The following is a 14,008-nucleotide window of genomic DNA, read 5'->3' as shown; positions in this document are numbered from 1 at the left end:
AATTCCCCTTACAATTTTTAAAAATTACCATGGCTACAATAGAAACCATCGAGCCTATTACCAACCGGCAGACTAACCCGGATACGGGTAACGGGATTGGAACCATATCGAATTCTCCGATAATCTCGGAATGGACCAGAACTCAGAAAGTAATTTTCCGGGTGGCCTTTATCTTTTTTGTTTGCCTCTCCATTCCGAACGGTGTAGAGTGGTACAAGCACGTCGCTAACCTGGACTGGACCAACCTGCATTACCGCGATTTATACGACATTGCCCGTTTCGGCTCGGGCATTGATTTGTTCGGCAATACTTTATTTGGTAGCCGGCTGAATGGCTATGCCAACTGGATTGTTACTTTTTTGGTAGCCGTAGTGGGCGGCTTAATCTGGACCTGGGTAGATGCTAAGCGAATTCCGACGCCTAAAAATTACAACTTACTGTACTACTGGCTGCGGGTAATTGTACGCTACCGGGCCGGTATTGGTATTATCGGGTTTGGTTTTACCAAATTACTACCGGTGCAAATGCCATATCCTTCTTTTGGTTTGCTGGAAACCAATCTGGGTGATTTTACTGCCCAAAAAATTTACTGGTTATCGATCGGCATTGTGCCCTGGTACCAAATTTTTGCCGGCGTAGTAGAAGTAAGTGCGGGTACTTTATTATTCTTCCGGAGAACTACTACGCTGGGCGCTATCTTGTTATTTGGCGCTCTGGGCGATATTGTGTACGTGAATTTTGCGTACGATGGCGGCGTGCACGTGTACAGCTCTTATTTTGTCTTATTGGCGGCCTTTCTACTGGTACACGATATTCCGAAAATATACCGCTTGCTCATTCAGGAGCGCTTTACGGTACCGGTTAATTTTTATCCCGCTTTCGCGCAAACCTGGCAGAAATATACCCGCATTGGTTTAAAAACTGCCGTGATTGTCTTATTTCTGGGAGTGTTGTTTTATTTGCAACTCATTAACTTTTTGTACGACCCGTATAAGCAGCCCTCAACGGCAGGAGTAAAGAAATTGCGTGGTACGTATCATGTAACGGAGTTCCGAATTAACAATCAGGTCCTGCCTTTCTCCCCGGAAGATTCGGTGCGGTGGCAAGACGTAACCTTTGAGAAATGGACCACCCTGACGTATAAAGTAAACCGGCCTTTGCCATTAGATTTGTCGAATGGTGGCGGCGACCCGATGCGCGATATTAACCGTACCTTCGAAATTTCCGGGGTGGGCGGCGGCCGACGCATTTTCCACTACCAGGCCGATACGGTGAACCAGGTGTTATACCTGCAGGATAAGTATTTCCTGTTCCAAGGTCGCCGAAACAAAGTAGCCGGAGTAGGTGGCGATGGTGGCCAGGATAACGCAAAAAAACAACAGAAGAAAAAAGAAGCAGCGCCGGTGTACGATGATAATTGGATACCTAAAGAAGCTTTGGCCAACATTGGCGACGAAAATTCAAAAATTGATAAAAGAGCCGCTTCTACCCGCCGCGACCGCGAGTTTGCCGATGCTCCTAAAAACGAGAAACGCAATCGCATGATTTTAAAATACGCGACCACGGATGGTTCCCGGGTAATTTTAACCGGCACCGACGACCGGAAAAACTCCGTGTACATTGTACTGGATAAAGCCAATAAGCAATACGCGCTTTCCGCAAGCACTTTGGAAGCCGGTAAGTATTAGTAAGAGATAAAAAGCTAAACTCGAAGATCAACCACCCCAATCCCTCCTTATTCAAGGAGGGAAGTTTTTAAAGTTGCCGTTTAAAAGATAAAAATTTTAGAAATATCTTATCTATAGTATTTACGCTGTGGATTTACTTCCGTGCCTAACAGATTAAAACAAGAAAGTTGAATCTGCTGCTATAAAAGTGGTGCTATTTTCTTTACCATGCAAAGTAGCTAAGTTTAGGCAAGTCACGGAAGTAAATCCGCGCCATAGTTTTATTAAAAGTTAATGCCATTGGATTATTTGAGTTTAAGCGCCCCTCCTGGGATAAGGAGGGGCAGGGGTGGTCGACTTTCTGGTTAAAAATTTAAAAAAAGAGCAAACCGCTTATTGTAGCGTAAAAGTTTATTGAAACATTATCCTCCCAAACCAGATTAAGAGAATAGGATAAGTACAGTTAAATGGCTTAACCTATTCCAACTAAACATTATTTGTGACGAAGACAGATTTTGATGCCGTAGTAGTAGGTTCCGGACCCAATGGACTAGCCGCCGGTATCCGGTTGCAGCAAGCCGGACTTTCGGTATTATTAGTAGAAGGCAATAACACAATCGGGGGCGGATTACGGTCAAAAGAATTAACCTTACCCGGTTTTGTGCACGATGTGTGCTCGGCCATTCACCCCATGGCGGCCGGTTCGCCTTACATGAGCACCTTGCCGCTGCACGAACACGGCCTGGAATTTATTTATCCGGAAATTGCTGCAGCGCACCCTTTTGATAACGGCACCGCCGCCGTATTAAAAAAATCGATAACAGAAACAGCTGAATTGTTGGGGGCAGATAAACAGACTTACCTCAGTCTGATGGAGCCTACCGTGCGGGACTGGCCTAAGCTGGCTCCGGATGTTCTAGGGCCTTTGCCGATTCCCAAATACCCGATTGCCATGGCGGAGTTTGGTTTAAAAGCCTTGCCGCCGTCTACTCTCTTGGCCAAACGTTTCCGGACCATGGAAGCCCGGGGGCTTTGGGGCGGAATGGCGGCACATAACATTCAGCCACTAAACAATCTGGCTACTTCGGCCATTGGATTGGTATTAATGGCCGTAGGGCACTTACGCGGTTGGCCGATTCCCAAAGGAGGTTCGCAGCAAATGGCCAATGCCATGGCTTCTTACTTTGTTTCTTTGGGCGGGAAGATCGAAACAGGTTACTATGTAAAAAAATTAGAGCAATTGCCTTCGTCCCGGGCTGTTTTGCTAGATGTAACGCCACGGCAATTATTAGATATTGCCGGTCACAAGTTTTCATCCATTTATAAATGGCAGCTTAACCGGTACCGCTACGGCATGGGCGTTTTTAAAATTGACTGGGCCCTGGACGGTCCGATTCCGTTTACCGCCCCCGAATGCCGGAACGCCGGCACCATCCACATTGGCAATACCTTCGAAGAAATTGCGGCCACAGAAAAGCAAAATGCCAGCGGGCAGCACCCCGATAAGCCATTCGTGTTATTAGCGCAGCAAAGTTTGTTTGACCCAACCCGCGCCCCGGCCGGCAAGCAGGTGGCCTGGGCGTATTGCCACGTACCCAACGGCTCCACCCTCGACCGGACCGAAATAATTGAAAAACAAGTAGAGCGTTTTGCACCCGGTTTCCGCGATTTAATTATTGGCCGCAGCGTAATGAATACCGCCCAGATTGAAGCGTACAACCCGAATTACATTGGCGGCGATATTAACGGGGGCGTTATCGACGTGCAGCAATTATATACCCGTCCTACCATCAGTTTATCACCTTACCGCACGTCGGCCAAAGGTATTTATATCTGTTCTTCCTCCACGCCGCCAGGCGGGGGAGTACACGGCATGTGCGGGTTTCATGCGGCTAACCGGGCTTTAAAGGATGTTTTTAAAATAAGTTAAGTATAAAAGTTATTGTGCAAAGGGTCAACCACCTCTGCCCCTCCTAAGATTAGGAGGGGAGCTTTCCTATAGCCGCACTATGGCGCGGATTTACTTCCGTGCCTTTTTTAACTTAGGAAAAAGCAGCCATTTCTAATATAGAATAAGCAAGTCACGGAAGTAAATCCGCGCCATAGGAGTTTGTTGCCTAGCTATCTGTTGCTCAGTTAAATTACAAACTGGTACTTATTAACTGGTAAATGGTAATTGGTAAATGTAAAAAGCCGCCTCTCCTTCCCTGTTTTTAGGGAAGGTGCCCTTTCGGGCGGAAGAGTAAAATTACCAATACAAACAGAACCCATACCATAACTTTAAACAACTTTTGTAAGAAATAATAGCGAAAGTGGCAACTATGCAATAGATTTGTCTACTACATCTATATACATAAAAGAAAATTTAAAATTTATGTCTTCAACCCAAGCAACAGTTACTTCTCCGCCCAAAACCCGGTTTGCCGTTTCGGAAGATTGGACCGTTGTAATTTTAGGCGGATTAATCATTTTGTTAGCCATTGCTGGATTTTTGCTGCCGGTGCCGGTATTTGGCTGGAGTAATCCTGCGGAATTAACCGCTAAAGTTTTAAATGCCAGTAACCTAGGCTTAATTGCTTTGCAGTTTTTGCTGGTATTTACCATTGGTGGGTTGGGCGCCACCCTGATTGGTAAGCCCTTGAAATCGTATTTGCTCGTTTTTCCGGTGGTCTATGTACTAACTATTCTGGCCTTAATTCTGGCTGGGAACAAGCAGGTAAAAGCCTTAAACCTGGAAGCCGTTATTTTTAGTTTATCCATTGGTTTGATCATCGGCAACTTTTTCAAATTACCCGATTGGTTTCGGTCTACGCTAACGACAGAGTTATTCGTGAAAATTGGTTTGGTGCTGCTGGGTACCAGCGTTATTTTCTCCGATATTCTAAAGGCGGGTTCCTTAGGTTTAATTCAGGCCTTGCTGGTAGTCGTATCGGTGTGGTATCTGGCTTACTGGACTTGCAAGAAATTGAAAGTAGACGACGAACTCACCATGATGATTTCCAGCGCCGTTTCTATTTGCGGGGTTTCAGCGGCAATTGCTACTTCCGGCGCGATTAAAGGTGATTCCAAAAAGCTGTCCTACGTGATTTCCATGGTGTTAATTACGGCCATCCCGATGATGCTATTTATGCCGTACGTAGCCCAGTATTTTAACTTTCCGCAGGAAGTTACCGGCGCCTGGTTAGGCGGCAGCATTGATACTACCGGAGCCGTAGTGGCTTCGGGTACGCTGGTGGGCGAAACGGCTCTAAAAATCAGTACGATTGTAAAATTTTCGCAGAACGTATTGCTGGGTTTAGCGGCTTTCGCTATTTCGGTTTACTGGACCTATACCAAACATCCCAATTCAGAAGAGCAAAACAGCAAGCCAACTTTAGGGGTAATCTGGGAACGTTTTCCCAAGTTTGTACTGGGTTTTATTGGCGCTTCGTTGCTTTTTTCTTTCTTCATCTCGCCCGAAACTACCGCTCAGGTGAAAGATAGTTTAAAAAACCTGCAAGGCTTGTGGTTTGCCTTGGCTTTCACCAGCATTGGCCTGGAAACCAATTTTGCTGATTTATTTAACAAGCAAAGCAAGAAACCGCTTTACGCCTTTTTAATTGCGCAAACTTTTAACATTTTCATTACGCTGGTAATTGCTTTTGTTTTATTCGGCGGTAAGTAACAATTTACTTTTATTTTTGATCCAGGAGAGAAGTCCCCCTTTGGAGGGGGTAGGGGGAGGATAAATTAACGTGATCAATAAAAGGCCTTATTCTGGAAAGCTGCATGGATTAAAACTTGTTTTAAATTATCAAATATATAAATTCTCCCCCTACCCCCTCCAAAGGGGGACTACCTCCAAGATTGTAAAACTTTAAATAATTTAAAAATAGCTCAAGAACCAGAATAAACTAGATTCTTGGGTTTAAAACAAATTTTTTAAATTTAAATGCTGTTGGCTCCTTTGGTACCACCGCTTTGGTCCGGGTTGGCATGGCGGCCCTGGTTCGGGCTGTCGTCTTTTTTGGAGTGTTTCAGCTTGGTGCTTTGGCCTTTGTCTTTGTTTGTTTGAGATGTATTTTCATCCTCGTGCATGTCTTTATTGTGTCCTTTGGTCATGGCTTATAACTTTTAAGTGGAAAATAAATGATTCACTCTTCTTGTTACGGCTGCTACTGGCTTGTGTTTGTTTAAATCCGACAAATAAGTTGGAATTAGGAGAACATCAAGAGTTGACGAAGCAAATAATATCAGAAAACTTAGCTAAGTGATATTCAAGATGAAACTTAATGTTTGCAGCGTCAATTATTTAACCACGGAAAAGCAGAAAATTGTATTAAAAACTAGCTTGGTTATAAAAGCAAGCTATCCTCCTAAACAGTTAATGAAAAATTTAAAAATTTTAAAAAATTCGGGCTTCAACTGGCTTTTAACCGGACTGATTTTGCTAGGAGCAGCCTGTACCCGTTCCCCAACAGCAAATAAATCTTCTGCCACTGCTGTTGTTCCATCAACCCAAGTAACAAAAGCTGATTCAGAAAATTGGCCGACTAGCTTTGGTTTTGGGAAACCGGCCACTGCTCAGGAAATAGCCTTATTGGACATAGATGTGCGGCCCGATGGCAAAGGATTACCTGGCGGCTCCGGAACGGTACTGGCCGGTAAGGCCGTTTACGCCGTGAAATGTGCGGCGTGTCACGGAAAAACCGGAGTGGAAGGACCTAATAACCGCCTGGTTTCGGTTGTGGAAACCGATGCTGCCGGAACCGAGAATAATAAAGAAAAAACTATTGGCAATTACTGGCCTTACGCCACCACCTTGTTCGACTACATTCGCCGGGCCATGCCGTTTAACGCTCCCGGTTCTTTAACCAACGAAGAAGTGTATGCCTTAACGGCTTTTCTGCTCAACGCGAATAAAATTATTCCCGCGGAAGCCTTCATGAACGCCGAAACTTTACCCAAAGTAGTGATGCCGGCGCAAAAGCTTTTTGTGCCCGACGACCGAAAAGGTGGTCCGGAAGTTCGTTAAATCAAACTCTTACAAAGTTTGTAGCAAGCTGAAAATTTAAAAATATTTAAAAAACATAATAAAAGTGAAGTCGGAAACGGAAGATACGCCTTTGTTTCATAAACCGCTGAGTCGCCGGCAATTGTTGGGCGGAGCGGCAACTGCGGCGGTAGTATTGGTACAAACTGCAGTTGGGAAAACCGTGCAGGCGGCCATACCGGAAGCCGCCGTAATACCAGATGATCCTACTAAAAAACAAGGGCCTTTGCCTAGTGAATTAGGCACCCGGTCGGGGTACGAAAAGCCGGTCCGGAAACCCTCCGACACGTCCTCGCGCACGCCTTTGCAGGATTTGTACGGCACCATTACGCCCGCCGACTTGCATTACGAACGGCACCACGGCGGTGTGCCCACCATTAACCCGGAAGAGTACGAATTGTATATTCACGGATTGGTGGAAAAGCCCATGAAATTCACCTTACAAGATTTAAAGCGGTTCCCGGCTTTTTCGCGGATTTGCTTTTTAGAATGTTCGGGCAATTTCCGGAGTAACCCGGCCGGTAAAATAACGCCCCAGGAAATTGCCGGTTTAACCAGCCAAAGCGAATGGACCGGCGTGCTGCTTTCTACCTTGTTCCGGGAAGTAGGCGTAAAACCCAATGCTACCTGGTTCTTGGCCGAAGGTTCCGATGCTGCCGTCATGACCCGCAGTATTCCGGTAAAAAAAGGCTTACAGGACGGGATGATTGCTTACTCCCAAAACGGCGAAGCTATTCGTCCGGAGCAAGGGTATCCGGCCCGCTTGTTTTTACCCGGTTGGGAAGGCAATACCAGCGTAAAATGGTTGCGCCGTATTGAGTTTTCGGATGCGCCGTTTATGACGCGCGAAGAAACTTCTAAATACACCGAACCCGTAAAAGACGGCAAAATCCGGCAATTTAGTTTCGATATGGATGCCCGTTCCATCATTACCTTCCCGGCTTACCCGGTGCAGGTCGAAAAAGGCTGGATGGAAATCCGCGGCATTGCCTGGAGCGGTCGGGGCAAAATTACCCAAGTAGAAGTAAGTACCGACGCCGGCAAAACCTGGCAATTGGCCCGATTGCAAGACCCGGTGCTGGACAAAGCGCATACCTATTTCCGGCATTTGTGGCAATGGAACGGCAACGAAACCGAAATCATGAGCCGGGCCGTCGATGAAACCGGTTATACCCAACCCACCTTTAGCCAATTAGTTGCCGCCCGCGGCGACAACAAAGGCGGCTACCATTTCAACCCCATTACTACCTGGCTGATTCAACGGGATGGTCAGGTTTTAAACAAACCGGATAAATAAAAAAGAGTATCTTGCCGGGCAAGCAGAAGCAGCGCTTTTATGAAGTTAGATATTTTGGTTTTTTCGGCGCATCCGGACGATGCGGAAGTGGGCTGCGGCGGTACCATTTTAAAACAAGTAGCGCTCGGCGATAAAGTAGGCATGATCGATCTGACCCGTGGTGAACTGGGCACGCGCGGCTCCGCCGAAATCCGGGCAACAGAAGCGTTAGAAGCAAAAAGATTATTGGGTTTGCAGGTGCGTGAAAATTTATGGATGCGGGATTGTTTTTTCGTGATCGACGAAGCCCATACCATGCAGATTATCCGGGCGGTACGCAAATACCAACCGCGAATTGTACTGACTAACGCGCCCCACGACCGGCATCCGGACCACGGCCGGGCCTGTAAATTAGTAACTGAAGCCGCTTTTATCGCGGGCTTACCGCAAATTAAAACCGAACTCGACGGCGAACCCCAGGAAGCCTGGCGCCCCGAACTGGTACTGCAATACATCCAAAATACCTACATCAAACCCGATATTCTGGTGGATATTACCAATTACTGGGATTTAAAATTAGCTGCTATCCAGGCCTATCGGAGTCAGTTTTACCACCCGGATTACAACGAACCCGCTGTAACCTATATTTCCGCGCCCGATTTTTTCCTCATTCACGAAGGCCGCGCCCGGGAATTTGGCAAGTACATTAACGCCCCGTTCGCCGAAGGTTTTACCTGCCAACGCTTTTTGGGAGTGGATAATTTACAGCATCTGCGGTAAGCAAAATATTAGGCTGTGATTTTGGAATTTTGTAAGATTTATCAGGCTGAGTGCAGTTCAAAAATTTAAAATATTTGTTCTTCAGGAGGAAACTATTCTGCTTCGTAGCCAAATAGTTTCCTCCTGAAGGACAGAAGTATAAAAGGAATATTCAACGACGTTTATATCTTTTCCACAATAGAACTAGCTTTCTGATAAAGTTCCTGGTTGCCTTTATTCATATTAACCAGTATCCGTTTCTTTTCTTTCAAATATACTTTGGCAAACCCACCTCCATGTTCCACAATGGAAGTAGTATTGTCAATCAAATCGCAATATTTAATGGTTTGGGCATCCGGTGAGATTTCCCATAGTCGGGCTGCTTCCAAATCTTTTCTGGTTTTTCGGTTAAATTGAGGATATGCCTCCGAGGTAAACACGTCGGTTAATTCTTTCACCCAAAAGCATATATAATCACTATCCGCACCATTTAAGCCAATGCCGGACAGAAATTGATAAAGTTCCGCCATCGTACACTCGGTATCTTCCAATAAATCGTGGCATAAAGCTGCCATTACCATTCGGCTGTCATCGGGATAATCTTTTACTAGTAGCGCCACTCTCACTAAATGATTTACATAAGGCTCATGGGTGTACTTCCGTTTCTGTTCGCCATGGTGTTTTGTTACAAAGCCAAGCACCTTTAATTCTGTTTCGTTAAGTCGTTCATTCCAGTTGGTTACCTCCATGGATTTACTTTTGAGTTTCTTGATTTTAAGACTTTTCTATTCTGAGCTGTAGCTTTTATGTTTTTAGTAACTAATCCAAAATATTGATTTTTACTCAAAATCAGCCAGGTACAATTTAGTAAAGATTTATTTTACTGGTTTTTCTTTAAGGAAAGGATATAACTGACCATGAACCTGGCTTCTTCCCTAGATACTTTCGGGTGAGCACTCATGGTGGCATGTCCCCAGGAACCTTTTCCGCCGTTTATTACTTTTTGCGCCAGCATATCTATATAAGCTTGCTGGACCGGATATCTTTCGGCAATATCTTTAAATGCCGGACCTACCGAATCTTTGTCTTCTTTATGGCAGGTATAACAATCGGAATAAGCAATATAAACTTCTCCTTTCTGGACTGCCTCGGCGGGAATTGGTTTACTTTCTCCGGGAATTTTTCGGATATAGTCCATTCTTCGGCGGGGATGGTCCACCTCTGGTTTGTTTGGTTTATTGCAGGCTATCCACCACAAACTAATCAAAAACAAACTGTACCTGAATTGCCTTATATGCGGGCTTAATTTATTTTTCACGGACACTACCTAAAATCAGCAACACGAATTAGCGTTTAAATTTTAAAAAACACCAATTACTTTCCACCAAACCCCTCCCAACACCAACCAAATTAACAAAAAAGACACGCTTAACAAAAAACCGGTTTTCCACCATTCGGTTACCGTTACGTAGCCACTGCCAAACAACACGGGGGCCGGACCGTGGCCGTATTGGGTAAGCGTGCCGTACAAAGAGCCGGTAAATCCCAGCATTAAAGCCAGTAGCGTGCCCGGTACTCCCAGCGAAACGCCTAAACCCAATAAAACCGCGTACATGGCCGCCACGTGCGCCGTGGCGCTGGCAAATAAATAATGACTGTAAAAATAAACCAGTACAATAACCGGAAAGGCAATCAACCACGATAAATTCGCCAGGTACAATTTTATCAATTCTCCTAACCAGTTAAAAAATCCTAAAGTATTTAAGCCACTAGCCATCATCACCAAAGCCGAAAACCAAATAAAACTATCCCAGGCGGCTTGTTCCTTTTTCACATCTTCCCAGGTTAATACTTGGGTGAGTAACAATAAGGCTAAACCCACAAAAGCCGAAGTGGTGGCGTTTATTTTCCAGAGCGGACCAGCTATCCACAAAAACAATAAAACTAAAAAGGTTATTACCATCCATTTTTCCTCGGGCTGCAAAGGGCCTAGTTTTTTTAAATATTCAGCCGCGGCGGTTACGGCCTGGTGGGTGCTTTTTATTTGCGGAGGTACTATTTTTTTTATAATTACGGGGGTTACAAACAAGCTGATGATACCCGGGAAAATGCCGGCCAAAGCCCAATAACCCCAGGAAATAGATATCCCTAAATCAGCAGCAAACTTCTGGCACATCAAATTACTGGAAGTACCCGTCAGGAAAATAGCCGAGGTAATTAAGGTAGCGTTGTAACAGCAAAGTGTCAGGAAAGTGCCGATGCGGTGCCGCGACTCTTCCGAGTCGGGGGTAGAGCCCATGCTATCGGCAATCGACTGCATGATAGGATAAATAATACCACCGGCGCGGGCGGTATTACCCGGAATGGCCGGCGCCAGAATAAAGTCGGCGAAACTTAAACTGTAGGCTAAACCCAGCGGGGTGCGGCCAAATTTCTTAATAAAAAAATAAGCAATGCGGGTTCCCAGTCCTGATTTGATGAATCCCCGGGCAATAAATACCGAAACCGTGATAAACCAGATAATGGTATTACTAAAGCCGCTTAGGGCCAGGCTTATGGCTTTTTCCGGGTCATCGGGGGCCAGCATTCCGGTAAGCGTAACCACGGCAATGGCTAACATCGAAAGGGTTCCCATAGGCGCCGCTTTTAAAATAATGCCCAGAATAATACCCAGAAATACCGCTAATAAATAGATGGCTTCCGGCTTTAAGCCAACGGGTACCGGTAAAAACCAAATAGTAAATGAAAAAATAAGGGTGAAGAGTAATTTTTTGAAATTTATATTTTCCATGCAGGTTTGAGTCAGAAGCGAATCATTAAAGTGAAAGGCAGATTATTTAGTGGGTCTTAATTCCTTCCATTTTTGAATAAAAGCTACGGCGGCGTTCACAAAGTTTTCAGTGGCGGCGCGGCCCTGCGCGGCGGTTGCTTCTTTGGGATCTCGTATTCCCCAAACTCCCGTAGTAGACATTTCGGCCGACGAGGTTTTTTTGCCGGTTTCTTTCGCTTTTAATCCTTCGGCCAGAAAAACTAAATTAGCCGTGGGGTCGCCGGCTACTACGGCCGGCAGCATAGCTTGCAGGTGAGGCGGTAAAGTCAGTTTCGCTTTTTCGGCTTGTGGTAAATTTACCAGGCTGGGTATTAAATAAAGGGCCGACGAAGTTTCCCCTACCCCGGCGTGGCGGTCGAAAACGGTACTTTTGGGCGTAGCGGATTTTTGCCGGAAAGGAGCGGCGCCTTCACTTAAATCTACCGCAATGCCAGCGGTTTCCTGATTAATTCTATCTATTAAAAAAGAGCTGGTGGCCCGGTTACCGGCGTGCGCATTTAAAATTAAAAAACGTTTAAAACCGTGCTGCAACAAAGACTTCACCGCTTCCAGATGCACCTGCACAATAGTTTCGGAAGAAATGGAGATAGTACCCGGGAAGCCCATATGGTAAGGCGATTGGCCCGCTAGTAAAACGGGAGCTACCAATACATCAGTTTGTTGGGCAATTAATTTGGCTTCTTCTACGCCGTTTAAAAAATCGGTGCCGATGGGTAAATGCAGGCCGTGCTGCTCCAAAGCCGCTACCGGAATAATTACCATGTCGGTTTTGTTTAGTAATTCCCGCACTTCGGGTACGGTCATGTGGGGTAAGTAATTCTTAATTTTTTGTTCGTGCCACAAAGGATTAGTCTGCGCTAATAAGCTGGTGGAAGTTAGCAGCCCTACAAATTGAAGGAAGGTAAATACTAGTTTCATAGTTTTCTTTTGGAGAATAAAGGATTTGATGGAGTCAAAAGTAAATAAAAACAGATATTTCTCTACTAATTCTATAGAGATTATTTGTTTTTACAAAAGTGACTTATATATTTGTCGCAGAAGTAACCCAAGTGCAGTTTTGGATATTTGTAGGAGTGAGGGGGCAGTAATAACCAGAATACCCGAATTAATTATTTTGCAAGGAAAAGATTAAGTTAAAAATAGAAACCTAGACCTGCGGATTTAAGATTTTTTAAATGAACCCCCGGTCAATCGCCTAAAACTTAAAACCTCCGACAGATGAAATTTAACTACATGGCTTTTGTTATTCCCGTGTTTTTCCTGTTCATAGGGTTGGAATTATTTTGGAGTATCCGGCAGAAAAAAGGCTACTATAAATTTGAGAATTCGGTTTTAAATATTTGCGTAGGAATTGCCGATCGCTTGATGAACTTATTTGTGGCCGGTGCTTTTTACGGCATTTTTGATTACCTCCACGACAATTACGCTTTATTTGATATAAAAGCTTCGGTTTACAATTGGGTGTTTTTGTTTTTCCTGGTCGATTTTATCTGGTACTGGTACCACCGGTTTGGGCACGAAGTAAATATTGGTTGGAGCGCGCATATTGTGCATCATACCAGCGAAGAATTTAACTTAACGGTATCGGCCCGTATTACCATTTTTCAGTCGATTTTCCGTACCGCCTTTTGGAGTGTTTTACCCCTAATTGGTTTCCCGGCCCATATGTTATCCGTGCTGTTGTTGATGCATGGGGCTTATCCGTTCTTCCTGCATACCCGTTACATTAAAAATTTAGGTATTCTGGAGTGGTTCTTCGTTACGCCCTCGCACCACCGGGTACATCATGCCTCAAATCCGCAATACCTCGATAAAAACTACGGCGACATTTTAATTATCTGGGACCGTTTATTTGGCACCTTTGCCCCCGAAAAAGAAGAACCCGTTTATGGCTTAACCAAGCCATTAAAAAGCCACAGCTTTTTGTGGCAGCATTTTCATTTTTTACTCGAATTGCTTTTTGCTACCGGCGAAGCATCGGGATGGCGCCACAAAATCCGGATATTATTCGGCAAGCCAGACCAGGTACCCGAATACTGGCGCGACCGGTTAGAGCAACAGTTACTGCCGCCTAAAGTTACCTTTCCGATTACTGCTAATTTACGACGCTATGTAAGCGGACAGTTAATAATAAGTTTAGCCGCTCTTTTGGAATTATCTTTTTTCAATATCAGGTATCGCTGGGTTTTTCCGTAGCCGTTGGTGTGTGCATTTTACTTACCCTTATTAATTGCGGCGCCATTCTGGAGCAACGGGCCTGGGTGTTTTACCTGGAGTACAGCCGGGTTATATTCATTTTATTTACCATTTATATGTACCATTCCTACTTAATTATTCCGGTGGTGCTTCTGCTTTACTTGGTACTTTCTATTGTCTATTTTTCCCGGTTAAAGAAAACCTATTACCAATATGTTTACGGTCTGGCAAGTTGTTAAAATTGCTGG

Annotated in this window: 13 protein-coding genes; 8 read left to right on the top strand and 5 right to left on the bottom strand. The window is 44.9% G+C overall.

The annotated features are described in order from the left end of the window. The first annotated feature begins 29 nt into the window (after positions 1 to 29). From AHMF7605_RS12450 to AHMF7605_RS12440, 3 genes are all read left to right on the top strand, one after another. Positions 30 to 1,688 carry a hypothetical protein gene (locus AHMF7605_RS12450; protein WP_233219026.1) on the top strand — a complete coding sequence of 553 codons (1,659 nt, stop codon included), beginning with the start codon at positions 30 to 32 and terminating at the stop codon, positions 1,686 to 1,688. A gap of 478 nt (positions 1,689 to 2,166) precedes the next feature. Continuing rightward, positions 2,167 to 3,597, top strand: coding sequence for a phytoene desaturase family protein (locus AHMF7605_RS12445; protein ID WP_106929790.1), 1,431 nt, complete (start codon positions 2,167 to 2,169; stop codon positions 3,595 to 3,597). Between the two features lie 444 nt (positions 3,598 to 4,041). Further along, the gene (locus tag AHMF7605_RS12440; RefSeq protein WP_106929788.1) at positions 4,042 to 5,331 is read left to right on the top strand and encodes a YeiH family protein; all 1,290 of its coding nucleotides are present in this window, start codon (positions 4,042 to 4,044) and stop codon (positions 5,329 to 5,331) included. A 263-nt stretch (positions 5,332 to 5,594) separates the two neighbouring features. Here AHMF7605_RS12440 and AHMF7605_RS30155 read toward each other — a convergent pair whose 3' ends face one another. Continuing rightward, positions 5,595 to 5,768 carry a hypothetical protein gene (locus AHMF7605_RS30155; RefSeq protein ID WP_182412163.1) on the bottom strand — a complete coding sequence of 58 codons (174 nt, stop codon included), beginning with the start codon at positions 5,766 to 5,768 and terminating at the stop codon, positions 5,595 to 5,597. A gap of 265 nt (positions 5,769 to 6,033) precedes the next feature. Between AHMF7605_RS30155 and AHMF7605_RS12435 the strand changes: the two genes are divergently transcribed. From AHMF7605_RS12435 to bshB1, 3 genes are all read left to right on the top strand, one after another. Continuing rightward, complete coding sequence (locus AHMF7605_RS12435) at positions 6,034 to 6,681, top strand: c-type cytochrome (RefSeq protein ID WP_106933445.1); 648 nt, start codon at positions 6,034 to 6,036, stop codon at positions 6,679 to 6,681. A gap of 64 nt (positions 6,682 to 6,745) precedes the next feature. After that, positions 6,746 to 7,996 (top strand): sulfite dehydrogenase, encoded by a 1,251-nt coding sequence (soxC, locus tag AHMF7605_RS12430; protein ID WP_106929786.1) that lies wholly within the window; start codon positions 6,746 to 6,748, stop codon positions 7,994 to 7,996. A 39-nt stretch (positions 7,997 to 8,035) separates the two neighbouring features. Continuing rightward, complete coding sequence (bshB1, locus tag AHMF7605_RS12425) at positions 8,036 to 8,755, top strand: bacillithiol biosynthesis deacetylase BshB1 (RefSeq protein ID WP_106929784.1); 720 nt, start codon at positions 8,036 to 8,038, stop codon at positions 8,753 to 8,755. A gap of 161 nt (positions 8,756 to 8,916) precedes the next feature. Here bshB1 and AHMF7605_RS12420 read toward each other — a convergent pair whose 3' ends face one another. The 4 genes from AHMF7605_RS12420 to AHMF7605_RS12405 form a co-directional block, all read right to left on the bottom strand. Then, entirely contained in the window at positions 8,917 to 9,483 is a 567-nt protein-coding gene (locus AHMF7605_RS12420) for an HD domain-containing protein (RefSeq protein WP_106929782.1), read from the bottom strand. A 131-nt stretch (positions 9,484 to 9,614) separates the two neighbouring features. Next, positions 9,615 to 9,932 (bottom strand): c-type cytochrome, encoded by a 318-nt coding sequence (locus tag AHMF7605_RS12415; RefSeq protein WP_106929780.1) that lies wholly within the window; start codon positions 9,930 to 9,932, stop codon positions 9,615 to 9,617. A gap of 162 nt (positions 9,933 to 10,094) precedes the next feature. Next, complete coding sequence (locus tag AHMF7605_RS12410; RefSeq protein ID WP_106929778.1) at positions 10,095 to 11,525, bottom strand: anion permease; 1,431 nt, start codon at positions 11,523 to 11,525, stop codon at positions 10,095 to 10,097. 42 nt (positions 11,526 to 11,567) lie between these two features. Beyond that, a complete protein-coding gene (locus AHMF7605_RS12405; protein WP_106929776.1) occupies positions 11,568 to 12,482 on the bottom strand; it encodes a creatininase family protein in 915 nt (304 codons plus the stop codon). A 300-nt stretch (positions 12,483 to 12,782) separates the two neighbouring features. Between AHMF7605_RS12405 and AHMF7605_RS12400 the strand changes: the two genes are divergently transcribed. Continuing rightward, the gene (locus tag AHMF7605_RS12400) at positions 12,783 to 13,760 is read left to right on the top strand and encodes a sterol desaturase family protein (RefSeq protein ID WP_233219025.1); all 978 of its coding nucleotides are present in this window, start codon (positions 12,783 to 12,785) and stop codon (positions 13,758 to 13,760) included. Between the two features lie 8 nt (positions 13,761 to 13,768). Continuing rightward, positions 13,769 to 13,999 (top strand): hypothetical protein, encoded by a 231-nt coding sequence (locus tag AHMF7605_RS30515; protein ID WP_233219024.1) that lies wholly within the window; start codon positions 13,769 to 13,771, stop codon positions 13,997 to 13,999. Positions 14,000 to 14,008 lie beyond the last annotated feature (9 nt).

The organism is Adhaeribacter arboris (assembly GCF_003023845.1).
In the GTDB taxonomy this organism is placed as follows: domain Bacteria; phylum Bacteroidota; class Bacteroidia; order Cytophagales; family Hymenobacteraceae; genus Adhaeribacter; species Adhaeribacter arboris.
This window is presented reverse-complemented; position numbering and strand designations above follow the sequence as displayed.

Coding starts and splice junctions, on each gene's coding strand:
- AHMF7605_RS12410 (WP_106929778.1), bottom strand. CDS start 11,525: ATGGAAAATATAAATTTCAAAAAATTACTCTTCACCCTTATTTTTTCA.
- AHMF7605_RS30155 (WP_182412163.1), bottom strand. CDS start 5,768: ATGACCAAAGGACACAATAAAGACATGCACGAGGATGAAAATACATCT.
- AHMF7605_RS12405 (WP_106929776.1), bottom strand. CDS start 12,482: ATGAAACTAGTATTTACCTTCCTTCAATTTGTAGGGCTGCTAACTTCC.
- AHMF7605_RS12415 (WP_106929780.1), bottom strand. CDS start 9,932: ATGGACTATATCCGAAAAATTCCCGGAGAAAGTAAACCAATTCCCGCC.
- AHMF7605_RS12450 (WP_233219026.1), top strand. CDS start 30: ATGGCTACAATAGAAACCATCGAGCCTATTACCAACCGGCAGACTAAC.
- AHMF7605_RS12440 (WP_106929788.1), top strand. CDS start 4,042: ATGTCTTCAACCCAAGCAACAGTTACTTCTCCGCCCAAAACCCGGTTT.
- AHMF7605_RS12420 (WP_106929782.1), bottom strand. CDS start 9,483: ATGGAGGTAACCAACTGGAATGAACGACTTAACGAAACAGAATTAAAG.
- bshB1 (WP_106929784.1), top strand. CDS start 8,036: ATGAAGTTAGATATTTTGGTTTTTTCGGCGCATCCGGACGATGCGGAA.
- AHMF7605_RS12435 (WP_106933445.1), top strand. CDS start 6,034: ATGAAAAATTTAAAAATTTTAAAAAATTCGGGCTTCAACTGGCTTTTA.
- AHMF7605_RS12400 (WP_233219025.1), top strand. CDS start 12,783: ATGAAATTTAACTACATGGCTTTTGTTATTCCCGTGTTTTTCCTGTTC.